This is a genomic window from Streptomyces sp. A1277 (genome assembly GCF_004795015.1).
GTDB lineage: Bacteria > Actinomycetota > Actinomycetes > Streptomycetales > Streptomycetaceae > Streptomyces.
Window position 1 is genome coordinate 1 of the sequence record NZ_SSBI01000046.1, and the last position, 23,252, is coordinate 23,252.

The 23,252-nt window shown below is 72.8% G+C and carries 17 protein-coding genes and 3 pseudogenes; 11 read left to right on the plus strand and 9 right to left on the minus strand.

All coding sequences use genetic code 11. The features are described from left to right. Positions 1-537 (minus strand): PucR family transcriptional regulator ligand-binding domain-containing protein (locus tag E6R18_RS26395; RefSeq protein ID WP_206308434.1); only part of this gene is annotated, 537 nt, incomplete at its 3' end. Positions 538-651: 114 nt separating this feature from the next. Here E6R18_RS26395 and speB point away from each other — a divergent pair. The 4 genes from speB (at position 652) to E6R18_RS26415 (ending at position 8,247) form a co-directional block, all read left to right on the plus strand. Continuing rightward, entirely contained in the window at positions 652-1,620 is a 969-nt protein-coding gene (gene speB / locus E6R18_RS26400) for an agmatinase (RefSeq protein ID WP_136319405.1), read from the plus strand. After that, positions 1,617-3,302 carry a thiamine pyrophosphate-binding protein gene (locus E6R18_RS26405; RefSeq protein WP_136319406.1) on the plus strand — a complete coding sequence of 562 codons (1,686 nt, stop codon included), beginning with the start codon at positions 1,617-1,619 and terminating at the stop codon, positions 3,300-3,302. Before speB ends, E6R18_RS26405 begins: the two co-directional genes overlap by 4 nt. A gap of 103 nt (positions 3,303-3,405) precedes the next feature. Beyond that, the gene (locus E6R18_RS26410) at positions 3,406-4,365 is read left to right on the plus strand and encodes a serine hydrolase (RefSeq protein ID WP_136319407.1); all 960 of its coding nucleotides are present in this window, start codon (positions 3,406-3,408) and stop codon (positions 4,363-4,365) included. Between the two features lie 114 nt (positions 4,366-4,479). Further along, positions 4,480-8,247 (plus strand): ABC transporter ATP-binding protein, encoded by a 3,768-nt coding sequence (locus tag E6R18_RS26415; RefSeq protein ID WP_136319408.1) that lies wholly within the window; start codon positions 4,480-4,482, stop codon positions 8,245-8,247. A 12-nt stretch (positions 8,248-8,259) separates the two neighbouring features. Here the strand turns inward: E6R18_RS26415 and E6R18_RS26420 are convergent, their stop codons facing one another. Beyond that, complete coding sequence (locus E6R18_RS26420; protein ID WP_136319409.1) at positions 8,260-8,754, minus strand: hypothetical protein; 495 nt, start codon at positions 8,752-8,754, stop codon at positions 8,260-8,262. A gap of 185 nt (positions 8,755-8,939) precedes the next feature. Here E6R18_RS26420 and E6R18_RS26425 point away from each other — a divergent pair, with 185 nt between their 5' ends. Both E6R18_RS26425 and E6R18_RS26430 read left to right on the plus strand, forming a co-directional pair. Then, entirely contained in the window at positions 8,940-9,356 is a 417-nt protein-coding gene (locus tag E6R18_RS26425) for a hypothetical protein (RefSeq protein WP_136319410.1), read from the plus strand. 144 nt (positions 9,357-9,500) lie between these two features. Next, the gene (locus tag E6R18_RS26430) at positions 9,501-10,976 is read left to right on the plus strand and encodes a S28 family serine protease (RefSeq protein WP_136319411.1); all 1,476 of its coding nucleotides are present in this window, start codon (positions 9,501-9,503) and stop codon (positions 10,974-10,976) included. Positions 10,977-11,027: 51 nt separating this feature from the next. On the opposite strand, the gene E6R18_RS26435 is transcribed toward E6R18_RS26430, so the two are convergent. Both E6R18_RS26435 and E6R18_RS26440 read right to left on the minus strand, forming a co-directional pair. Then, complete coding sequence (locus E6R18_RS26435) at positions 11,028-12,878, minus strand: glycoside hydrolase family 3 protein (protein WP_136319412.1); 1,851 nt, start codon at positions 12,876-12,878, stop codon at positions 11,028-11,030. Positions 12,879-12,963: 85 nt separating this feature from the next. Continuing rightward, positions 12,964-13,257, minus strand: a pseudogene (locus E6R18_RS26440) (LysR substrate-binding domain-containing protein); the annotation flags it as partial. Position 13,258: 1 nt separating this feature from the next. On the opposite strand from E6R18_RS26440, the pseudogene E6R18_RS26445 reads away from it, so the two are divergent. Continuing rightward, positions 13,259-13,828: pseudogene (locus E6R18_RS26445) on the plus strand (EamA family transporter); the annotation flags it as partial. 8 nt (positions 13,829-13,836) lie between these two features. Here the strand turns inward: E6R18_RS26445 and E6R18_RS26450 are convergent. Together E6R18_RS26450 and E6R18_RS26455 are read right to left on the minus strand one after the other, a co-directional pair. Further along, positions 13,837-14,625 (minus strand): sugar phosphate isomerase/epimerase family protein, encoded by a 789-nt coding sequence (locus E6R18_RS26450; RefSeq protein WP_136319413.1) that lies wholly within the window; start codon positions 14,623-14,625, stop codon positions 13,837-13,839. Between the two features lie 82 nt (positions 14,626-14,707). Then, positions 14,708-15,772 (minus strand): LacI family DNA-binding transcriptional regulator, encoded by a 1,065-nt coding sequence (locus E6R18_RS26455; protein WP_136319414.1) that lies wholly within the window; start codon positions 15,770-15,772, stop codon positions 14,708-14,710. 160 nt (positions 15,773-15,932) lie between these two features. Here E6R18_RS26455 and E6R18_RS26460 point away from each other — a divergent pair, with 160 nt between their 5' ends. From E6R18_RS26460 to E6R18_RS26470, 3 genes are read left to right on the plus strand one after another with little or no spacing between them, the layout of a single operon-like run. Beyond that, complete coding sequence (locus E6R18_RS26460; protein ID WP_136319415.1) at positions 15,933-17,084, plus strand: Gfo/Idh/MocA family oxidoreductase; 1,152 nt, start codon at positions 15,933-15,935, stop codon at positions 17,082-17,084. Positions 17,085-17,121: 37 nt separating this feature from the next. Continuing rightward, complete coding sequence (locus tag E6R18_RS26465) at positions 17,122-18,267, plus strand: dihydrodipicolinate synthase family protein (protein ID WP_136319416.1); 1,146 nt, start codon at positions 17,122-17,124, stop codon at positions 18,265-18,267. Continuing rightward, the gene (locus tag E6R18_RS26470) at positions 18,264-19,091 is read left to right on the plus strand and encodes a sugar phosphate isomerase/epimerase family protein (protein WP_136319417.1); all 828 of its coding nucleotides are present in this window, start codon (positions 18,264-18,266) and stop codon (positions 19,089-19,091) included. The genes E6R18_RS26465 and E6R18_RS26470 overlap by 4 nt, the downstream gene beginning before the upstream one ends. Before the next feature lie 167 nt (positions 19,092-19,258). On the opposite strand, the gene E6R18_RS26475 is transcribed toward E6R18_RS26470, so the two are convergent. The 3 genes from E6R18_RS26475 to E6R18_RS26485 all read right to left on the minus strand — a co-directional run bounded on the left by E6R18_RS26475 (position 19,259) and on the right by E6R18_RS26485 (position 21,886). After that, entirely contained in the window at positions 19,259-20,077 is an 819-nt protein-coding gene (locus E6R18_RS26475) for a hypothetical protein (RefSeq protein ID WP_136319418.1), read from the minus strand. A 54-nt stretch (positions 20,078-20,131) separates the two neighbouring features. Then, positions 20,132-20,653 carry a hypothetical protein gene (locus E6R18_RS26480; protein WP_136319419.1) on the minus strand — a complete coding sequence of 174 codons (522 nt, stop codon included), beginning with the start codon at positions 20,651-20,653 and terminating at the stop codon, positions 20,132-20,134. A gap of 141 nt (positions 20,654-20,794) precedes the next feature. Continuing rightward, a complete protein-coding gene (locus E6R18_RS26485) occupies positions 20,795-21,886 on the minus strand; it encodes a PASTA domain-containing protein (RefSeq protein ID WP_240799861.1) in 1,092 nt (363 codons plus the stop codon). Between the two features lie 509 nt (positions 21,887-22,395). On the opposite strand from E6R18_RS26485, the pseudogene E6R18_RS26490 reads away from it, so the two are divergent. Continuing rightward, a pseudogene (locus E6R18_RS26490) lies at positions 22,396-23,130 on the plus strand (endonuclease/exonuclease/phosphatase family protein). The last annotated feature ends 122 nt before the right edge of the window (positions 23,131-23,252 follow it).

Consider the following 23,252-nt stretch of genomic DNA (forward strand, 5'->3'; position numbering starts at 1 on the left):
GATCTGGCTGGCCGCCCGGCTCGACGGCCGGGCGGCCAGCCGGCGCAGCACCTCAGGCACCGGGCCCGGGCGGGCCGCCGCCGTCGCCAGGGCCTGCTGGGCGCGGGTCACCCGGCGCAGCTCGCGCTCCCGTGCGGCGGCCATCAGCCCCCACACCGCCCGCGCGATCGCGGTGAACGGGGTCCCGGGCGGGACCTCGACCAGCGCCATCCCGTGCCGGTCGCACGCCGCGACCAGCTCCGGCGGCACCGCCTCGTGGACCGGCCGCACCCCGAAACCGAGCGCCGCCGCCCCCGCCTCCACCAGCCGGGCCACGTACGCGTCCGGGTCCGTGAGCAGCACCCCGGCGCTCAGCAGCAGCTCCCCGCCGAGCAGGTACGGGTACGGGTCGGCCATCTCCGAGGCGTGCACCCACAGCAGCTCCGCCTCGCCCGGGCCCGCGATCAGCCGCAGCCCCAGCTCCTCGCGGGCCAGCAGCTCGGCCAGCGGCACGGGCGGGGCCGGGGGAGGGGACGGGGCAGCGGGGAAGGCCGGCATGGATGGTTCGTCCGTTCCTCGGGGCCTGAGTGGAGGAAACGTACACTTCAGTGCGGGCCCCGGGCCACCTAGCGTCGCCCTGGCACCCCGCACACCGAAGGAAAGGCCCCCACCATGAGCAGCAACGACACGCCGCGCGGCCCCGTCGACTCCTCCCGCGTCCCGCGGTACGCCGGGCCCGCGACGTTCGCGCGGCTGCCCCGCCTGGACGAGGTCGGCACGGCGGACGTCGCCGTCGTCGGGGTGCCCTTCGACTCGGGCGTCTCCTACCGGCCCGGCGCCCGCTTCGGCGGCAACGCGATCCGGGAGGCGTCGCGGCTGCTGCGCCCCTACAACCCGGCGCAGGACGCCTCGCCGTTCGCCCTCGCGCAGGTCGCCGACGCCGGGGACATCGCGGCCAACCCGTTCAACATCGAGGAGGCCGTGGAGACCGTCGAGGCCGCCGCCGACGAGCTGCTGTCCACGGGGGCCCGGCTGATGACCCTCGGCGGGGACCACACCATCGCGCTGCCGCTGCTGCGTTCCGTCGCCAAGAAGCACGGCCCGGTCGCCCTGCTCCACTTCGACGCCCACCTCGACACCTGGGACACCTACTTCGGGGCCGCCTACACGCACGGCACCCCGTTCCGCCGGGCCGTCGAGGAGGGCGTCCTCGACACCTCGGCGCTCTCCCACGTCGGCACCCGCGGCCCGCTGTACGGGAAGCAGGACCTCACCGACGACGCCAAGATGGGCTTCGGGATCGTCACCTCCGCCGATGTCATGCGGCGCGGCGCCGACGAGGTCGCCGACCAGCTGCGGCAGCGCATCGGGGACCGGCCGCTGTACATCTCCATCGACATCGACGTGCTGGACCCGGCGCACGCCCCCGGCACCGGCACCCCCGAGGCCGGCGGCCTCACCTCCCGCGAGCTGCTGGAGATCGTGCGCGGCCTGTCCTCCTGCCACCTGGTCTCCGCCGACCTGGTCGAGGTGGCCCCCGCGTACGATCACGCGGAGATCACCTCCGTCGCCGCCTCGCACACCGCGTACGAGCTGACGACGATCATGACCCGGCAGATCGCGGAGGCCCGGCACCAGTGAGTCACGACCACCACGACGAGCGGCCACCGCTCACCCCGGCGCAGATCGAGGCCGCGCTGAACCCCCCGCCCGGGCGGACCGGCGGCGACCTCGTCGTCGAGACGCTGCGGGGGCTGGGCGCGACCACCGTGTTCGGGCTGCCGGGACAGCACGTGCTGGCCCTGTTCGACGCGCTGCGCCGCTCGTCGCTGGAGTACGTGGGCCTGCGCGTCGAGAACAACGCGGGCTTCGCCGCCGACGCCTACGGGCGCATCACCGGCGAGGTCGCCCCGCTGTTCCTGTCGACCGGGCCGGGCGCCCTGACCTCGCTCGCCGCGCTCCAGGAGGCGGCGGCCGCGTCGGCGCCCGTGCTCGCGGTGTCCAGCCAGATCCCGGTCCGGGGGCTGGGCGGCGGCCGCCACGGCCATCTGCACGAACTGCGCGACCAGCAGGCGTCGTTCCGGGACGTGGTGAAGTCCGTCCACACCGTGCGGACCGCCTCGCAGATCCCGTCCGCGATCGGCGCCGCCTGGGAGTCCGCGCTGACGGCCCCGCACGGCCCCGTCTGGGTCGAGATCCCGCAGGACGTCCTGGAGGCCGCCACGGCGCTGCCCGTCGTCTCCGGCCTGGACGCCACCCCGCGCGCACTGCACGCCCGCCCCGAACTCATCGCCGTGGCCGCCGATCTGCTGTCGCGGGCCGAGCGCCCGGCGATCATCGCGGGCGGCGGGGTCGTACGGTCCGACGCGTCCGGCAAGCTGCGCGCGCTCGCCGAGCGGCTGGACGCCCCGGTCGTCACCACGTACGGCGGCAAGGGCGCCTTTCCCTGGGAGCACCCGCTCTCGCTGCGGTCCTGGGTGGAGGACCGGCACACCACCGACTTCCTGGAGGACGCCGACGTCCTGCTCGTCGTCGGCTCCGGACTCGGCGAACTCTCCTCCAACTACTACACGTTCGCCCCGCGCGGCCGGGTCGTCCAGATCGAGGCCGACGCCGGGAAGCTGGAGGCCAACCACCCGGCGCTCGGCATCCACGCCGACGCCCGCGACGCGCTCGCCGACCTCATCGAAGCGGTCGCCCCGCGCCGGGACCCGGCCGCCGCCGAGCGCGTCGCCGGGGTCCTCGCCCGCGTCCGGGACCGGATCGCCGGCCAGGGGCGCGACCTGGAACAGCACCTCCTGGCCGGCATCCGCACCGCCCTGCCCGACGCGTCGCCCAGCTTCTGGGACATGACGATCCTCGGCTACTGGGCCTGGGCCGCCTTCGACGCGCGCCGCCCGAACACCATGCACTCGGCCCAGGGCGCCGGAGGTCTCGGCTACGCGTTCCCGGCGGCGCTCGGCGCGGCGGTGGCCGACCCGGCCCGGCCGGTCCTCGCGGTCTCCGGCGACGGCGGCGCGATGTACTCGATCGCCGAACTGGCCACCGCCCGCCAGTACGGCCTGCCGGTCACCTGGCTGATCGTGGACGACGGCGGCTACGGCATCCTGCGCGAATACCTCACCGGCGCCTTCGGCGAGACCACCGCGACGGAACTGGCCCGCCCGGACTTCGTCGCCCTCGCCGAGTCCTTCGGCGTCCCGGCGGTCCTTACGAGCCCCGAGACGCTCGCCGCCGACCTGGCCGAGGCGTTCGCACGGCCGGGCCCCTCGGTCGTCGTACTCCCGGCCCTGCTGAAGATGTTCGAGCCGACCCACCTGTAGGACCCCCGCCACCCCGGTGCGTACAACCTTCCGGCCGCCCGTGAGTCATCTCTACGGGCCGGCCGGGGGGCCGCCCGCAGGAACCGTTCAGGGGGAACGCACCATGACCACATCCCGTATATCCGGGCGCGCCCGCGCCGCGCTCTGTGCCGCAGTCGCCACCGGGGTCCTCGCACCCGTGGCCCTCGGCGCGGCGCCCGCCTCGGCCGCCACCGCGCAGGTGAGCTGCACCTCCGGCCGGGCCGGGCTCGCGGCCAAGCTGTCGAAGGACATCACCGCCGCGCTCAAGGGCCGCAAGTCGACCGTGGCCGTCGCGCTCTACGACCGCACCACCAAGACCACCTGCACGCTGCGCGCCACCTCCAAGTACGACTCCGCGAGCGTCGTGAAGGCGACCGTGCTGGCCACGCTGCTGTGGGACAACGCCAAGCACAACCGCTACCTCACCCAGCGCGAGACCGACCTCAGCACCAAGATGATCACCAAGTCCGACAACGACGCGACCACCAGCCTGTGGAAGCAGCTCGGCGTCGCCAAGGTCAACGCCTTCCTGAAGGCGGCCGGGATGACCCACACCGTGCCCGGCTCCGGCGGCTACTGGGGCCTGACCCAGATCACCGCCCAGGACGAGCAGCGGCTGCTGACCCTGCTCACCTCGAAGAACTCCGTGCTCAGCGACAGAGCCCGCTCCTACGAACTCGGGCTGATGCACAAGGTCGTCTCCTCGCAGCGCTGGGGCACCCCGGCCGGCGCCCTGACCGGGACCACCGTCCAGGTCAAGAACGGCTGGCTGCAGCGCGCCACCCACGGCTGGCGGGTGCACAGCATCGGCGCCTTCACCGGCAACGGCCACGACTACGCGCTGACCGTCCTCACCCAGGACAACAAGACGATGAACGACGGCGTCAACACCATCCAGGCCGTCGCCCGGGCCGTCCACAAGGACCTCAACCCGCGCATCATGAAGGCGAGGGTCTTCACCGTGCCCGCCGCCCCGCAGGAGGCCGTCCCGCCGGTCCCGGAGGCCCCGGCCGGCCGGATGCTCACCGCCAAGCCGCGGTAGGCGCCGCCACCCCGGGACCTACGACCAAGGTCCCGTATTTGTTGACGCGGGATGAAATCCGCAGCCCACCGTGTTGGTGCCTTCCGTCGGATCAGGTCGAACGGGAGGCACCGGGTGGCGGACGCACGGGAGACGGAACGCGGGCAGCGGGGCGGCTGGGCGCGCAGACTGAGCGGCTACGCCTGGCGCTATCGGCGCAACGTCCTGCTGGCGCTCGGCTCCTCGCTCGGGGGCATGGCCGTGATGGCCCTCGTCCCGCTCGTCACCAAGGTGATCATCGACGACGTGGTCGTCGGCCACACCCGCTCCCTGGCCGTCTGGACCGGACTGCTGATCGCGGCGGCCGCCCTCGTCTACGCCTTCACCTACATCCGCCGCTACTACGGCGGCCGGCTCGCCCTCGACGTCCAGCACGACCTGCGGACCGGCATGTACGGGACGATCAGCCGGCTCGACGGCAAGCGCCAGGACGAACTGTCCACCGGGCAGGTCGTCGGACGCGCCACCAGCGACCTCCAGCTGATCCAGAGTCTGCTCTTCATGCTCCCGATGACCATCGGGAACGTCCTGCTCTTCCTGATCTCCCTGGTCATCATGGCGTGGCTGTCGCCGCTGCTGACCCTCGTCGCCGTCGCCGTCGCCCCCGCCCTCTGGTACATCGCCCGCCGCTCCCGCACCCGGCTCTTCCCCGCCACCTGGTACGCCCAGTCGCAGGCCGCCGCCGTCGCCGGGGTCGTCGACGGGGCCGTCTCCGGCGTCCGCGTCGTCAAGGGCTTCGGGCAGGAGGACCAGGAGACCGGCAAACTGCGCGAGGTCGGGCGCAAGCTGTTCGCCGGCCGGCTGCGCACCATCCGGCTCAACTCGCGCTACACCCCCGCCCTCCAGGCCGTCCCCGCCCTCGGCCAGGTCGCGATGCTGGCCCTCGGCGGCTGGCTCGCCACCCGGGGCGAGATCACCCTCGGCACGTTCGTCGCGTTCTCCACGTACCTCGCCCAGCTCGTCGGCCCGGTCCGGATGCTCGCCATGGTCCTCACCGTCGGCCAGCAGGCCCGCGCCGGCGTGGAACGCGTACTCGAACTCATCGACACCGAGCCGTACCTGACGAACGGCACCAAGGAGCTGCCCGCCGACGCCCCGGCGAGCGTTGAGTTCGAGGACGTGCGCTTCGGCTACGCCGGCGACGAGGACCTTGGAGGCGGAGCCGAGACGCGGCGCCCGGTCCTCGACGGCTTCTCGCTGACCATCGAGCCCGGCGAGACCGTCGCCGTCGTCGGCGCGTCCGGCAGCGGCAAGTCCACCGTCTCGCTGCTGCTGCCCCGCTTCTACGACGTCTCGCACGGCGCGGTCCTCGTCGGCGGCCACGACGTGCGTGAACTGACCCTCGACTCGCTGCGGGCCGCCATCGGACTCGTCCCCGAGGACAGCTTCCTGTTCTCCGACACCGTCCGCGCCAACATCGCCTACGGCCTCCCCGACGCCACCGACGAGCAGATCGCACAGGCCGCCCGCTCCGCCCAGGCCGACCGCTTCATCGCCGAGCTGCCGAACGGCTACGACACCAAGGTCGGCGAACACGGACTCACCCTCTCCGGCGGCCAGCGCCAGCGCATCGCCCTCGCCCGCGCCATCCTCACCGACCCCCGCCTGCTCCTCCTGGACGACGCCACCTCCGCCGTGGACGCCCGCGTCGAGCACGAGATCCACGAGGCCCTGCGCCAGGTGATGGCCGGCCGCACCACCCTGCTGATCGCCCACCGCCGCTCCACCCTGAACCTCGCCGACCGCATCGCCGTCCTGGACGACGGCCGCCTCGCCGACCTCGGCACCCACGAGGAGCTGGAGCGCCGCTGCGCGCTCTACCGGCGCCTGCTCACCGACCCGGACGAGCTCGGCACCACCTCACCAGGCCACCGGCCGGCCCCCGCGGCCGAAGACCCCGGACAGGAGCGCGCGCTCCTGGAGGAGATCGACGCCGAGTTCGACGCCGAGCGCGGCATCACCCCCGAACTGTGGGTCCGCAACGGCGAGGAGCGGAGCACCGACGCGGCCGGCATGCCCGCGACGCCCGAACTGCTCGCCCAGGTCGACGCCCTGCCCCCGGCGGACGACACCCCGGACGTGGACGAGGCCCGTGCCGTCCACGCCGAGGACTCCTACGGGCTGCGCAGGCTGCTGCGCGGCTTCGGGCTGCCGCTGCTGGTGAGCCTCGGCCTGGTGGCCGTGGACGCCGGGGCGGGGCTGCTGCTCCCGGTCCTGATCAGGAACGGCATCGACGACGGCGTCACCAAGCTGGCGCTGGGCGCGGTCTGGGCGGCGTCCGCCGTCGCCCTGGCCGTCGTCCTCGTGCAGTGGGCGGCCCAGATCGGCGAGACCCGCATGACCGGCCGCACCGGCGAGCGGGTGCTCTACTCGCTGCGGCTGAAGATCTTCGCGCAGCTCCAGCGCCTCGGCCTGGACTACTACGAGCGCGAGCTGACCGGCCGCATCATGACCCGGATGACGACGGACGTGGACGCGCTGTCCACGTTCCTCCAGACCGGCCTGGTCACCGCCTTCGTCTCCGTCGTCACCTTCTTCGGCATCATGGTCGCGCTGCTGGTCCTCGACGTGGAACTGGCCCTCGTCGTCTTCGCGACCCTGCCGGTCCTCGTCGTCGGGACCGTCTTCTTCCGCCGCAAGAGCGTCAAGGCGTACGAGCTGGCCCGCGAACGGATCAGCGTCGTCAACGCCGACCTCCAGGAGTCGGTCGCCGGGCTCAGGATCGTGCAGGCGTTCCGGCGCGAGCGGGACGGTGCCGACCGGTTCGCCGCCCGCAGCGACGAGTACCGCCAGGCCCGGGTCCGGGGCCAGTGGCTGATCTCGGTCTACTTCCCGTTCGTCCAGCTGCTGTCATCCGTGGCCGCGGCCGCCGTGCTGATCGTCGGCGCGGGCCGGATCGACAACGGCACGCTCACCACCGGCGCGCTGGTCGCCTACCTGCTCTACATCGACCTGTTCTTCGCCCCCGTCCAGCAGCTCTCCCAGGTCTTCGACGGCTACCAGCAGGCCGCCGTCTCCCTCGGCCGCATCCAGGAACTCCTCCAGGAACCGGCGTCCACCGCCGACCGGGGCGAGGCACGGGAGGTGGAGTCGCTGCGCGGCGAGATCGCCTTCGAGGACGTGTCGTTCGCGTACGGCGGCGAGGAGGCCGCGCTCAGCGGCGTCGACCTGCGCATCCCGGCCGGGCAGACCGTCGCGTTCGTCGGCGAGACCGGGGCCGGCAAGTCCACCCTGGTCAAGCTCGTCGCCCGGTTCTACGACCCGACGAGCGGCCGGGTCACGGCGGACGGCACCGACCTGCGCGACCTCGACCGCACCGCGTACCGGCACCGGCTCGGGGTCGTACCGCAGGAGGCGTACCTCTTCTCCGGGACGGTCCGGGACGCCATCGCCTACGGGCGGCCGGACGCCACCGACGCGCAGGTGGAGGCGGCGGCCCGGGCGGTCGGCGCACACGACATGATCGCCACCCTGGACGGCGGCTACCTCCACGAGGTCGCCGAGCGGGGCCGCAACCTCTCGGCCGGGCAGCGCCAGCTGATCGCGCTCGCCCGCGCCGAACTGGTCGACCCCGACGTCCTGCTGCTGGACGAGGCCACCGCATCCCTCGACCTCGCCAGCGAGGCCCAGGTCAACCGGGCCACCGACCGGCTCGCGGGGAGGCGCACCACCCTCGTCGTCGCCCACCGCCTGACCACCGCCGCGCGCGCCGACCGGGTCGTGGTGATGGACCACGGCCAGGTCGTGGAGGACGGCACGCACGACGAACTCCTCGCCCGCGACGGTCACTACGCGGCGCTGTGGCGCACCTTCATAGGGGAGGACGAGCCGGCGGGCGTGTGAACCGCCGGGCCTCTACTCCCTGATGCCGGAGATCTTCCCGGTCGCCAGGTCCGAACGCACGGACAGATAGGTGTACGTGGGGTTCGCCGGGGACCCCCAGGTGAGGCGGACCACGGACCAGGTGTGTCCGGCGCCGCTGTCGCCCGCGGTGACCCGGTAGGCGGCCGGGACGTCCTGGGCGCGCAGCACACCGTCGGCGTGGTTGGCCGCCTCCCAGTCGTCCAGCTCGGCGCTCAGGGCGGGCGTGAGGTAGAAGCCGCGGAGCGCGGCGGCGAGGGAGCCGCCGTCCTCGGCGGCCACGGCGTCGGTGTACGCGCCGTAGAAGTGGTCGACCAGCCGGGATTCCTGGGTGGCGACCTCGTCGTGGACCGCCGCCGCGGTGGCCTCGCGCGGGGCCGCCGCGGCGGCCGGCACGGCGACGGCCGCGGCCAGGAGCGCGGAGGCGAGCAGCGTACGGCCGACGGCGCGCCGGGCGCGGGGGCGCCGGGCGGAGCTGATGCGGGTCATGGCGGTTCCTGCCTTTCGTGGCGGTCTGTCCTGTCCGGCTCCATGGTGGGGCGCTTCGGCCGGCGGGGAGACCGAGCACGCCGGGTGCAACCTCCGGATGGCCTCCGGCGTCGTAGGGAGGTACACGCATGTGCGTCCAGGTGTCGGGTAGGGGCGCGATTGTTCGATGAGGCGATGGGGCTGCTGTGACCAGAGGGACCGAAGGACATGCCTGGGGCGTGCGGCGCGGGGCCTGCCGCCGCTTCGTGGCCCTGTCCCTGGCGACCGCCTTCGCACTGGTTCTCGGTGGGGCGGTGGCGGGCAGCGCGGACGCCGCGTCGGCCTGCGTGGGCCGGCCCCGTAAGACGGTGAAGTTCGCGACGGGCGAGCTGCGCGTGTACAAGTCGCGGGCCTATGCCTGCGCCACGGCCGTCGCCGCCAAGCCGGGCAAGCGCCGCTCCATGTCCGTGACCATCCAGCCGCGCGGCGGCCACCCCGTCACCGACAGCGGCAGCTTCACGCAGTTGGCGGGCCCGGTGACGGTGCACGCGCTGAACCGTTGCGTGCGGGTCTCCGGCTCGGTCGAGGGCAAGGGCGGCCGCACGAGCTGGATCCTGTGCTGACCGAGTGACATGTTCCGGGCCCCGGCGACGGGGTCTGGTGTCCCCGGTGCCGCCCCGCTAGGTTCACCGCGTCAGCTGTGAACCATGGGGTGTCTCGCGGGCCCGGTCGTGCTCGGCGGGACGCCTCCCAAGGGGAGGACGCGCATGCGCAAGGCGCTCAGAGGAATCCTGTCGCTCGCGGTGCTCATCGGCACGGTGAGTGCGACGGGTGCCTCCGCCGGGGCGGCCACCGCCGCCGAACCGGCCGCGCTCCGTACCGCCGTCGGCGACAGCGGAACGAGCACGGACATCAAGGACCGCATCCTGGCCATCCCGGGCATGAGTCTCATCGAGGAGAAGCCCTACGCGGGCTACCGCTACTTCGTCCTCGACTACACCCAGCCGGTCGACCACCGCCACCCGTCCAAGGGAACGTTCCAGCAGCGCATCACCCTGCTGCACAAGGACACCTCCCGCCCCACGGTCTTCTACACCGGCGGCTACAACGTCTCCACCAACCCCAGCCGTTCGGAGCCGACCCGGATCGTCGACGGCAACCAGGTCTCCCTGGAGTACCGTTTCTTCACCCCGTCGCGCCCCTCGCCCGCCGACTGGTCCAAGCTCGACATCCGGCAGGCCGCCGACGACCAGCACCGGGTGTTCACCGCGCTCAAGCGGATCTACTCCAAGAACTGGCTGACCACCGGCGGCTCCAAGGGCGGCATGACCGCCACGTACTACGAGCGCTTCCACCCGAAGGACATGGACGGCGTCGTCGCCTACGTCGCCCCCAACGACGTGGTCGACAACGAGGACTCGGCCTACGACCGGTTCTTCGCGAAGGTCGGCACCAAGGAGTGCCGCGACAAGCTGAACGGCGTGCAGCGCGAGGCACTGATCCGCCGCGCGCCGCTGGAGAAGAAGTACGCGCGGTACGCCGCCGACAACGGCTACACCTTCGACACCGTCGGCACTCTCGACAAGGCTTACGAGGCCGTCGTCATGGACTACATCTGGGCGTTCTGGCAGTACAGCCTGCTCGCCGACTGCGACTCGGTCCCGGCCGACGCCGAGCACGCGACCGACCAGGCGATCTGGGACTCGGTGGACTCCATCTCCGGCTTCTCCGCCTACGCCGACCAGGGCCTGGCCAACTACACGCCGTACTACTACCAGGCGGGCACCCAGCTCGGTTCGCCCGACATCGAACAGCCCTGGCTCGGCAAGCTGAGCCGCTACGGATACCAGCCGCCGCGCACCTTCGTGCCGCGTTCCATCCCGATGAAGTTCCAGCCCTCGGCGATGCGCGACGTCGACACCTGGGTCAGGCACCACGCCACGCACATGCTGTACGTATACGGCGAGAACGACCCGTGGGGCGCGGAGCGCTTCCGGCTCGGGGCGGGCGCCCGTGACAGCTACGTCTTCACCGTGCCCGGCGGGAACCACGGCTCGAACGTCGCGGGTCTCGTCCCGTCCGAGAACGCCACCGCCACCGCGGCGATCCTGCGCTGGGCGGGCGTCGCCCCGGCCGCCGTCCAGCAGGACGAGTCGAAGGCGAGGCCGCTCGCGAAGTTCGACGCGCGGCTCGACGACAAGGACCTGACGACCGAGCACCGGCTCGGCTTCCGGCGTCCGTAACGCGATCCCGACCCGGCGGCCGTACGACAACGGCCGCCGGGTCGGGGCGCCTCAGTACTTCAGCCCGTAGCCCACCGGGTACAGCACCTTCGCGGGGTCGTCCGCGCGCGGCACCGGCACCGGCAGCTTCCCCTCCGGCCGCGCCCGGCCCGCGATCACCCGGGCCGCCGCGCGCAGTTCGACGTCGGTCCAGGAGTACGCGGCCAGGTGCGCCGCATGCCCGGTGCCCGCCAGTTGCGCGATGTCGTACGGGTTGCGGATGGCGAGGGTGATCACCGGGACGCCCGTCGCGGCCAGCGCGCCGACCAGCGTCCGCTGCGAACTGGCCGCCGAGACGTTGTAAGTCCCCACGACCACCGCGTCCTTGCCCCGCGCCGCCGCCACCGCCGCGTCGATGGACGCCTGGGTGGGCGCGGTGCCGGTGGACAGGGCGGTCGCCTGGTACCCCAGCTCGTTGAAGGCATCCGCCAGCGTGGTCGTCGGCGGGCCCGTCGTGCCCGAGGGGGAGGCCGGGTCGGCGCCCACCACCAGCAGCTTCCGGTGCGAGCGGCGCGACAGCGGCAGCAGCCGGCCCTCGTTGGCCAGCAGGGTGGTGGTGTGCTCGGCGATCCGGTCGGCGGCGGCCAGGTGCGCCCGGGTGCCGACCGTACGGTCCACCCCGCGTCCGGTGACGAACGGCCGGTCGAAGAGCCCCAGCTTCGTCTTCAGGCGCAGGATGCGCAGGATCGATTCGTCGAGCCGGGCCTCGCTGACCTCGCCGCTCTTGACGGCCGCCAGCAGAGCGTTCCAGGAGACGTCCAGGCTCGGCGGGTTGAGCAGTTGGTCGACGCCCGCCCGGAGGGCCAGGACCGGCACCCGGTCGTCCCCGTACTTCGTCCGCACGCCCTCCATGCCCAGCGAGTCGGTGACCACGACGCCGTCGTAGCCCAGCTCCTCGCGCAGGATGCCGGTGAGGATCGGCCGGGACAGGGTCGCCGGGTCCTCGGACGGGTCGAGCGCGGGCACCACGATGTGCGCCGTCATGATCGAGTCGATGCCGGCGGCGATGGCGGCCCGGAACGGCGGCGCGTCCAGCTCCGCCCACTGCTCCCGGGTGTGGCCGATGACCGGCAGGCCGGTGTGGCTGTCGGTGCTCGTGTCGCCGTGGCCGGGGAAGTGCTTGGCCGTGGAGGCGATCCCGGCGCTCTGGTACCCCTTCACCTGCGCGGCGACCATCGCGGCCACGGACTGCGGGTCCGAGCCGAAGGACCGTACGCCGATCACCGGGTTGGCCGGGTTCACGTTGACGTCCGCGTCGGGCGCGTAGTTCTGGTTGATGCCGATCGCGGCCAGTTCGGCGCCCGCGATCCGCCCGGCCTCCCGGGCGTCGGAGCGCGAACCGCCCGCGCCCAGCGCCATCGCGCCCGGCATCAGCGTGGCGGGTTCGCCGACGCGGCAGACGATGCCGTGTTCCTGGTCGGTGGAGATCAGCAGCGGCAGGGGCGTCGGGCCCGCGAGGCCGGCGCGCTGGATGCCGTTGGAGAGGTCGGCGATCTGGTGCGGGTCGCGGGTGTTGTGCGCCCAGGAGAAGTAGATGATGCCGCCGACGTGGTACTTGGCGATCATCTCGGCCGCCGTGCGCACCCCGATCTCGGCGAGGTTGGCGTCGATGTCGGCCTGGTCCGGGTCGGTGGCGGAGTGCCCGTAGACCCGCATGACGAAGAGCTGGCCGACCTTCTCCTCCAGGCTCATCCGGGAGATGAGCCGCTTCAGCCGCCGGGTCGTGGCGGCGGAGGTGTGGCTGCTGTGCGCGGAGCCCTGGGAGGCGAGGGCGCCGGGGGCGGCCGCCACGCCCGTGGCCGCCGCGACGGCGGTGGCGGCGGTGGCGGTGAGAAGGGTGCGTCTGGAGGTGCGGTGGTGCACGTGAGCTCCTTCGGCCGTACTCGGTGACGAGGGGGTGGTGAAAGAAACTGCCAAGGAGCACGGATATCCAGAAAATAACTTCCGGTCAAGGGTGCGAACGATTTTGAGCGCGTCCCCGCGCCTCCCCGCGCAGCCCCACGGCCGCCCCGTGCGCCTGGAGCGCCGCGACCGCCGCCGTGATCGCGGGCCGGCGGGCCGCCTCCGTACGCCACAGCGCGTACAGCCGCCGCACCGGCACCGGGTCCATGCGCACCGCCACCACCCCGTCCGGCGGCGGACCGCGCCCCAGCCGGGGGATCATCGCGACTCCGAGGCCGGCGGCCAGCAGGGCGAGTTGGGTGTGGTTCTCCTCCGCCTGGTGCCTGACGTCCGGCTCGTACGAACGCCCGGGGCGCGTACGGTTCATGGGCATGGCGGTGGCGCTCGCCGGCATCGGGGTCGCGGCGGTGGACGAGGGGGCGAGCGGGCCCGTGCTCGCCTTCGTGCTGGTGATCGCGGCGGCGGCCTGCTGGGGCGCGTCGAACGTCCTGACCCGCAGGGCCGCCCCGCCCGACGCGCTCAACTCCATGGTCTGGGTCTCGACCGTGCCCGTGCTGCCGCTGCTCGGGCTCTCCCTCCTCTTCGAGGGCTGGGACCGCGACCGCGCGGCGCTGACCTCGCTCGACTGGAGCGGGGCCGGGATCATCGTCTACGTCGCCTGGATCACCACCGTCTTCGGCTTCGGCGCGTGGGGCTTCCTGCTGAGCCGCTACCCGGCCTCGTCGGTGGCCCCGTTCACCCTGCTCGTGCCCGTCTTCGGCATGTCGTCGGCCGCGCTGCTGCTGGACGAGCCGGTGAGCCCGCTGCGGTGGTGCGCGGCGGCACTGCTGGCCGGCGGGGTCGCGCTGACCTCGCTCGCCGGGACGCGCCGCCGCCCCGCCGCCCCCGCGCCGGAACCGGCCCCCGCCTGAGCCGGCCGCTACTGCTTGGGCGCGCCCAGCCGCAGCAGGTGCTCGCGCCCCGCGCCCAGCAGCCCCGGCAGCTCGGCCGCCTGCGGGTACCAGCGCTTCTCGTACTCCCAGCAGACCCAGTCGTCCGCGTCCAGCGTGTCCAGGCACGCCCGCAGCGGCAGCACCCCGGCGCCCAGCCCCACCGGCGTGGTGTCGTCCGCCGACACGATGTCCTTGACCTGTACGTATCCCAGGTGGGGGGCCAGCACCGCGTGACTGGCCACCGGCTCCTCGCCCGCCAGCCAGGTGTGCATCACGTCCCACAGCGCGCCGATGCTCTTGTGCCCCACGGTGCCGGCCACCCGGGCCACGTCGGCCCCCGCCCGGTGCGAGTCATGGGTCTCAAGGAGAAGCCGTACGCCCATATCGGCGGCGTACGGGGCGGCCGCGCCCAGCCGGCGCGCGGCGATCGCGTCGGCCGCCTCCGGGGCCTGGTCGCCGCCGCCGGGGAAGACCCGGACGTTCGGCGCGCCCAGGTCCCGGGCCAGCTCGATCAGCGCGGCCAGCTCGTCCAGGACCGGCTGGTCCTCGCCCTCGGCGGCGACCCGCGCGTATCCCGCCACGGCCAGGACCTCAACCCCGCGGCGCTCGAACTCCGCGCGCACGGCGGCCCGTTCGGAGGCCGTGGTGCCCAGGTTCACCGGCTCCTCGGGATGGGCGCGCAGCTCCACCCCGTGATATCCGTGCCCGGCGGCCAGCCGGACGACCTCGGGCATCGGCAGCCCCGGGACCCCGAGGGTGGAGAAAGCGAGCTTCACGTGCGTGTTCCTTCCGTCGGTCCGTGCCGCCGCAGCCTACGAGGCGCCGCCGCCCCTGACGCGTACCCCGCCCCCGCCGGGCTCACCCCCGGGGCCCGGCCGTCGACCCGCGCACCATCAGCTCGGCCGGGATCAGCGCGAGGCCGCCCGGCGGCGGGTTCTCCTTGCCCATGGCCAGCCTGCCCGCCCGCGCCCCCGCCTCGGCGAGCGGCAGCCGCACGGTCGTCAGGGCCGGGACCACGTCCACCGAGAACGGCAGGTCGTCGAAGCCGGCCACCGAGATGTCCTCGGGGATGCGCAGCCCCCGGTCGCGGAGCGCCGCCGCAGCGCCCAGCGCCACCGTGTCGTTCGCGGCGACGACGGCGGTGATCTCCGGTTCGCGGCGCAGCAGTTCGACCGTGGCGTCGTAGCCGGACCGGCGGTCGTAGGAGCCGTGCGCGGTCAGCCGGTCCTCGTCGCCGGCCGCCCCCGCCTCGCGCATCGCCTGGCGGTGGCCCTCCAGGCGGTGGCGGGTCGTGGTGCGCTCCAGCGGCCCCGCGACATAGCCGATCCGGCGGTGGCCCAGGGAGAGCAGGTGCCTGGCGAGGAGCCGGGCGCCGCCCTGGTTGTCGAAGGCGAGCGCGGCCACCACGGCCGCCCCGTCCGGCAGCGGCGGCCGCCCGCACAGCACGACCCGGGTGCCCGCGTCCGCGAGCTTGGCCAGCTTCGCGGCCACCGCCGCCTGGTGCGCCGGGTCCTCGACCGCGCCCCCGGTGAGGATGACGGCGGCGGCGCGCTGGCGCTGGAGCAGGGTGAGGTAGGTGAGCTCGCGGTCCGGGGAGCCGCCGGTGTTGCAGACGACGGCCAGCTTCTCGCCGCCGGCCCGGCCCGAACCGTCGCCCGGACCGCCGATCTCGGTCTGCGCCGCCCCCGCCATGATCCCGAAGAACGGGTCGGCGATGTCGTTGACGAGGATGCCGACCAGGTCGGAGGTGGCGGCGGCCAGGGCGCTGGCCTGCCCGTTGAGCACGTAGTCGAGGTCGTCCACCGCGCGCAGCACCCGCTCCCGGGTGGACGCCGCCACCGGGTAATTGCCGTTCAGCACACGGGAGACGGTGGCCGGGGACACCCGGGCGCGGGCCGCCACGTCCGCCAGGGTGACTGTCATCGCATTCCTCCGTGGAGTGGTGAGGGGCCCGGGCCGTGTCCGCGAAGTCCCGCCCGGCCCGGGACCAATCAGGGCGCCCCCTCTTGTCCGGGCCGCTGTCGGCAGGCTAGCGTCATCCCGTATAGAAAGCGCTTGCTACGGCTGTACGGAGGGAACTTTCGTGACACGCAGGACAGTGCGCATCGCCATGAACGGCGTCACAGGGCGCATGGGATACCGGCAGCACCTGGTGCGCTCGATCCTCGCGATCCGCGAGCAGGGCGGCCTCGATCTCGGCGACGGCGACGTGCTGTGGCCGGAGCCGGTCCTCGTCGGCCGCCGCGCCCACGCGCTGGAGGAGCTCGCCGCACGGCACGGGCTGACGGAGTGGTCCACGGACCTGGACGCGGTCCTCGCGGACGACACCGTCGACATCTACTTCGACGCCCAGGTCACCTCGGCCCGGGTGGAGGCGATCAAGAAGGCCGTCGCCGCCGGCAAGCACGTCTACACCGAGAAGCCGACCGCCACGGACGTCGAAGGCGCCTTGGACCTGGCCCGCCTGGCACAGGACGCCGGCATCAAGCACGGCGTCGTCCAGGACAAGATCTTCCTGCCCGGCCTGCTCAAGCTGAAGCGCCTCATCGACGGCGGCTTCTTCGGCGAGATCCTGTCCGTGCGCGGCGAGTTCGGCTACTGGGTCTTCGAGGGCGACTGGCAGGAGGCCCAGCGCCCCTCCTGGAACTACCGCGCCCAGGACGGCGGCGGCATCGTCGTGGACATGTTCCCGCACTGGGAGTACGTGCTCCACGAGCTGTTCGGCCGGGTCACCAGCGTCCAGGCACACGTCCAGACCCACATCCCCGAGCGCCGGGACGAGCACGGCAGGCCGTACGCCGCGACCGCGGACGACGCCGCCTACGGCATCTTCCAGCTGGAGGGCGGCGCCGTCGCCCAGATCAACTCCTCCTGGGCGGTCCGGGTCAACCGCGACGAGCTGGTCGAGTTCCAGGTGGACGGCACCCACGGCTCCGCCGTCGCGGGCCTGCGCAACTGCCGCGTCCAGCACCGCTCGGTCACCCCGAAGCCGGTCTGGAACCCGGACCTGCCGGTCACCGAGTCCTTCCGCGACCAGTGGCAGGAGGTCCCGGACAACGCGGCCTTCGACAACGGCTTCAAGGCCCAGTGGGAGCTGTTCCTGCGCCACATCGTGCTGGACGAGCCCTACACCTGGGACCTGATGGCCGGCGCCCGGGGCGTGCAGCTCGCGGAGCTGGGCCTGAAGTCCCACGCGGAGGGCCGCCGCCTCGACGTACCGGAGCTGTCGCTGTGACCAGCCGTCTCCACCAGGGATCACCGGAGGTGACCTCATGACCCTCCACCTCCCGCAGGGCCCGTACGAACCCCGGGCCACCCCGCTCGACCTGACCCCGTCCGGGGCCCCGCTCGCCTCCCGTACGGTCTTCTCCGCCGCCCATGTCGTCGCCGACCCGTACGCCGACTCCGGTCCGGACTCACCGGCCGCCGTCGACTGGGACGCCACGCTCGCCTTCCGCCGCCACCTCTGGTCGCACGGCCTGGGCGTCGCCGAGGCCATGGACACCGCGCAGCGCGGCATGGGCCTGGACTGGGCGGGCGCCGAGGAGCTGATCCGCCGCTCGGCCGCCGAGGCGAAGGCGGTCGGCGGCCGCATCGCCTGCGGCGTCGGCACCGACCAGCTGCCCCCGGGCCCGGCGACCCTCGCCGAGGTGCGCTCCGCGTACGAAAAACAGCTCGCCGTGGTCGAGGAGAGCGGCGCCCAGGCCATCCTGATGGCCTCCCGCGCCCTCGCCACCGCCGCGAAGGGCCCCCAGGACTACCTGGAGACGTACGCCCATCTCCTGCGCCAGGCCACCGAACCGGTCGTCCTGCACTGGCTCGGCCCGATGTTCGACCCGGCGCTCGACGGCTACTGGGGCTCCACCGACCTCGACCTGGCCACCGACACCTTCCTCCAGGTCATCGCGGAACACCCCGACAAGGTCGACGGCATCAAGATGTCCCTGCTCGACGCGGACCGCGAGATCGACGTGCGCCGCCGGCTGCCGGGCGGGGTGCGCTGCTACACCGGGGACGACTTCAACTACCCCGAGCTGATCGCCGGCGACGACCGGGGCTTCAGCCACGCGCTGCTCGGCATCTTCGACCCGCTGGGCCCGCTCGCCGCGCACGCGGTACGGGTCCTGGACACGGGCGACACCAAGGGCTTCCGAGAACTGCTCGACCCCACGGTCGAGTTGTCCCGGCACCTCTTCAAGGCGCCGACCCGGTTCTACAAGACGGGCGTGGTGTTCCTGGCCTGGCTGGCCGGCCACCAGGACCACTTCACGATGGTGGGCGGCCTCCAGTCGGCCCGCTCCCTGCCGCACCTGGCCAAGGCGTACGAACTCGCCGACCGGCTGGGCCTGTTCCCCGACCCGGAGCTGGCGGAGTCCCGGATGCGCGCGTTCCTCACGGTCAACGGAGGCACCCGATGAGCGACGGCCGTCTCTCCGTCAACCAGGAGACCGTCAAGCAGTGGTCGCTGCCCGAGCTGGCCGAGGGCTGCGCCAAGGCGGGCATCGACAAGGTGGGCCTGTGGCGGGCCCCGGTCCAGGAGTACGGAGTCGAGGCCACGGCCCGACTCCTCTCCGACCACGGCCTGTCCGTCACCAGCCTGTGCCGGGGCGGCTTCCTCACCGCCCTCGACCCGGCACAGCGGGCCCGCGCCCTGGACGACAACCGCGCCGCGATCGAGGAGGCGGCGGGCGTGGCCACGGACACCCTGGTCCTGGTCTCGGGCGGCCTGCCGGCGGGCAGCAAGGACCTGTACGGCGCCCGCGAGCGCATCGCGGACGCCCTGGCCGAGCTGGCCCCCTACGCGGCCGGGCGCGGGGTCCGCCTGGCCATCGAGCCCCTGCACCCGATGTTCGCCTCGGACCGCTGCGTGGTCTCCACCCTCTCCCAGGCCCTCGACCTCGCGGAGCGCTTCCCGGCCGAGCAGGTCGGCGTGGTGGTCGACACCTACCACCTCTGGTGGGACGACCAGGCCCCCGCCCAGATCGCGAGGGCCGGCGCGGGCGGCCGCATCCACTCCTTCCAGCTCGCCGACTGGATCACCCCGCTCCCGGCGGGCGTCCTGCTGGGGCGCGGCCAACTGGGCGACGGCAGCGTGGACTTCAGAGCCCTGCGTACGGCGGTGGAGGCGACCGGCTTCGACGGCCCGATCGAGGTGGAGATCTTCAACGAGGCGCTGTGGGCGCGCGACGGCGCGGAGGTCGTGGCGGAGGTGGCGGCCCGGTACGCGGAGCACGCCTGCTGAGGCCGGTGAGGCCGGTGAGGCCGGTGAGGCCGGTGAGGCCGGTGAGGCCGGTGAATCCGGTGAATCCGGTGAATCCGGTGAATCCGGCGAGTCCGGTGAGTCCGGTGAGTCCGGCTTGCTCCCCCGGGGCCCGGCTGTGCGGTCCGGGCCCCGGGGGAGGGGCGGCTCTACGCGGCGGGAGCCTCGATGGTGACCGGCTCGCCGAGGTCGTAGAAGTGCTGGGACACGGTCTTGGGCGCCCCTCCCGTGTGCGAGGTGGCCTGGGCGCCCACCGGGGTGCCGTCGTCCTCGATCCACAGGATGTACTCGGTCATCTCCGCGCCCTGGTAGTCGAAGTGCGCCGCGTTGGTGATGCGCCAGGCGTGGACGTCCTTGCCGTTCTCCAGCGAGATCAGGGCCTTCTCGGTGTCGACCTTCCAGGTCGCGAACGTCCCGACGATGTCCGGGACGACCTGCGGGTCGGAGAGCGTCCGGTACTTCCGTCCCAGCTCGGCGTCCACCGCCTCCTTGGAGTCGCTCTTCTCCCAGACCCCGTCGGACTTGATCCACTCCTCGCCGCCGAGGGAGACGAACGAGTTCTTGGCGCGTGACCCGTCCGCCCCGTCGACATCCCCCGCGAGCGCCGGATCGTCCCCGACCCGGAACCGCGTGGTGCCCGCCCGGTCCGCGTTGAGCATGTACTCGGTCCCCGTGCCGTAGGCCGCGAACGCGGCGGCCACGCAGGCCGCCAGGTCCTTGCCGGCGAGCTTCGCGTCCGACGCGAGCCCGAGGCTCTGGCACTCGGCGGGCTCGGCGTACTCGGTGGCCCCGGTCTCGGCCGGTGCGGGCGAGGACGCGGAGGCGGGCGCGGAGGGGGAGGCGGCGGGCGACGAGGCCGTCGGCCCCGCCGCGTCCGTGTCCGGGTCGTCGGACGAGCAACCCGTGAGGAGAGCGGCGCCGACCGTGGTGACCGTGAAGGCTGTTATGAGGTGCTTCGATCTACCCATGGCCGGGATGGTAGCGGGGAGTTGAGGCCCGTCCGCAGACGGCGATGCGGCGCCCTACATCCCGGCGACGCTCCCGCAGGTGATGCTGCCCTCGACGGTGATGGAGTCCCCCGTCGGGTCGGTCGGTCCGAGCTCCAGCCCGGCCACGGTGACGACCCAGGTGCCGCCGCTCTTGCTGCCGGTGATCCCGGGCGCGGCGGTGTGCAGATAGCTGTCGCCGCCCTCCGTGGTCAGCGTGGTCATCGCCTTGTCGTCGCTGATGACGGCGGTGAACGACGGCTTCGCGGGGGCGGAGCTGTCCGCGCTGTCCGGCGCGGTGATGGCGGTGAGCTTCCCGTCCATCACCGCGCACCCGACGCTCTTGATGGTGAACTCCCCACTGTCCCCGCCGCTGTAGGTGAGGTGCGCGGACCCCTTCCCGCCCCCCGATGCCTGGTCGTCCCCGTCCGGCACGCTCGCCGACGAACCGTCCTTGTCCTTCCCGGAGTCCTTGCTGTCCGACGAGCAGCCGGTGAGGGCCAGCGCGGAGGCGGTGAGAGCTATGAGGGGCAGGGCGAGGACGCGGGGTCTGCGCATGAGGAGCCTTTCAGCAAGCCGGGAAGACGCTCACCGTACAGGGGCCCCACTGCCGGATGACAGGGTTCCGGGCGAGGGTGCGGACAGGCGGCGCGGGTGGCCGGCTGCGCTCGGGGCCCGCGCTGCGGCCGGAGGGGGCGGTCAGGCGTGGTGCCAGCGGTTACGCCCGTCGGCGGCGGGGCCACAGACCATCGGTGTGCCGGCGGCGGTGACGCCCGTGGCGGGGGGAGAGCAGAACGCCCCGGGGTGCACGGTTCCAGAGCTGCCGCCCGAGGTGTCTCCGCCCGAGGTGCCTCCGCCGGAAGCGCCTCCGCCCGATGAACTGCCGCCGGAGGACGACCCGCCGGAGGAGCCGTCGCTCGGAGTGTTTCCGCCCGAAGGGCTCCCGCTGCCCCCGGAACTTCCGGACCGGGCGGCGCCGGATGAGTTCCCGTTCCCACCCGAGGCGCTTCCGCTTCCGTCCTCGTCCTTTTGACTGTCGGGAGCGTTGGCCGGGTCCTCGTAGGTGGTGTCCTTGGACTCGGGACAACTCCGCACGCTGCTGTCGTGGGTCCATCGCCCCAGATCGAGCCGGACCTCGGTGGTGGAGTCGACCTGCTTCCTGGCGTCCGGCGACTGGAAGCAGACATGCCACTCGTTGCCGTTCTTCGCCGCCTCCTCGGCTGTGGGGGCGTCGACATCGAGGTAGACGTCGTCGAGCGTCACGGGGCTGAGCGAGATGCCGGAGTGCGTCAGGGACTTGACCGCCGAGGCATAGGTGGCGCCGACGACATCCGGCATCATCGGCCACTCCAGCGGGCCCCCGTCCTCCTTCGGGCACGGCTCGCCGCTTCTGGCCGCCGCGAAGTCGATCGTCATCCTGGCCGTGTCGGCGTCCTGGAAACACACCCTCCAGTCCGCGCTGTTGTGGATGGCGCGGTTCTCCGTGGATGCGTCGTGACGGGCGGTGGTGAACCCGACGGACCGGGTCCGTCCCTCGGCCTCGGCCAGTGACCTGCCGGTGTAGTCGGCGATCTCCGGAGGCGCGGATGCGGTAGCGGACGACGTGGGTGTATGCCGCTCGTCCGCCGCTGCGGGAGCCTTGGCGTTGGCCTTGTCCGTGTTGCCGTCGTCGAGTTGGCCACCGATACCCGCGCCGATGCCGAGCAGCAGGAAGGCGCCGAACGTCGCGCCGAGCTTGGCGAACCAGCGCCACGGCGGAACGGTCCACATCGCCACCATCGCGGCCGTCATCGAGAGGAGGCCGAGGTAGAAATTGAGTGCACCGGTGAGAGCGACAAGAAGGAGAAGCCCCAGCGCGACCGGGGTGGACTTCCACCGAGGCCGAGGCCGAGGCCGAGGCGGAGGCGGAGACGGGACGTTGTACGGGTTCATCGACGTTTCGTTTCTCTCACCTGTGGGCGGTCGGCGTGCTTCCGGTGAAGTGGTGCCACGGCGGAGGCGAGATCCTGCGGCCGGACCGTGCCGTATCGGCCGGTCGGCGTGAGCGGAATTTCGGGAGTCCTCGCCGTGGGCGCCCGCCCGTGCTTGGAGTAACGATCATTCGGGCGTGACGCTACGGGCGGTGGATGTGCACGGCGTGCCGGGGAGGGATCCGGGGTGACGAGAAGCCCTGACCGGTGTCATGCCGCCACCCACGAGAGGGGTTCCAGGCATCTCATGTGCTGCGTACAACCCGTCACATCGCCTCGTACGGGGAGCCCCCACATGAGAGCTTGTTCCTCCGATCCGAGGAGGCGAAGGTGACCGGCACCGGCGCGCGGTGGCTCGTGGGCGCGCTGATCGCAGCCTGCGTGCTGCTGGCCGGCCCCAGCGCACCGGACGGTGCCTACATCGCCAAGCCGCTGCCGGCCGGCGCCCCCCCGGGAAGTCGTGCCGAACCGCGTCATGACGTGGAACATCTGCAATCCCTGCAAGGGGAGCGGCCGTAACGTCGGCCGGGCGGCGGAGATCGCCACGTACGCGCCTCAGGTCATCGGCCTGCAAGAAGCGCGCGTGGGTGATGCCGAGAGGATCCGGCATCATCTCCGGTATCTGTACGGGCTGTCTACCACGTCGAGTACGGACCCGTTCGGCGGAGTTGGAGCCGCTGCGGGGGAGTGCCATGGAGTCCGGGGGGCTTCGGCCGGGCAATCCTCTCGGCCGCTCCGATGACCGGCCCCGTGAACGTGGAGTTCCCCGAAGGAGGTTCCGAGGACCGCGGGTACATGGCCGTCACCACCCTCGTGGACGGCACGCCCGTCCGGGTCTTCAACGCGGCGCCGGATGCCGCTGAACTCGCCGTGATGTGGGGCCTGGCCGCGGACGCGGACCCCGAATGCGGTCCCTCGGCGGCCCGTACGTGCGGGCCGACCATCGATTGGCGCAGCAAGTTCGACTACATCCTTCTGCGCGGCTTCGCCCCACTCGACCACGGTACGCATCTCACTCCGCACTCCGACCACGATCTGGTGCGGGCCGATCCGAGGCGGACGTAGCGAGGTGCTTGTGCGGGCCGACCACAGGGAGGGGAAGGCGGGTTACGACCTGGTCAATCGGGTCGCCCCTGCCACCCGCAGCCGTGTCGTGCGGACGCAGAGGTGAACCGAGGCCGGTTCCC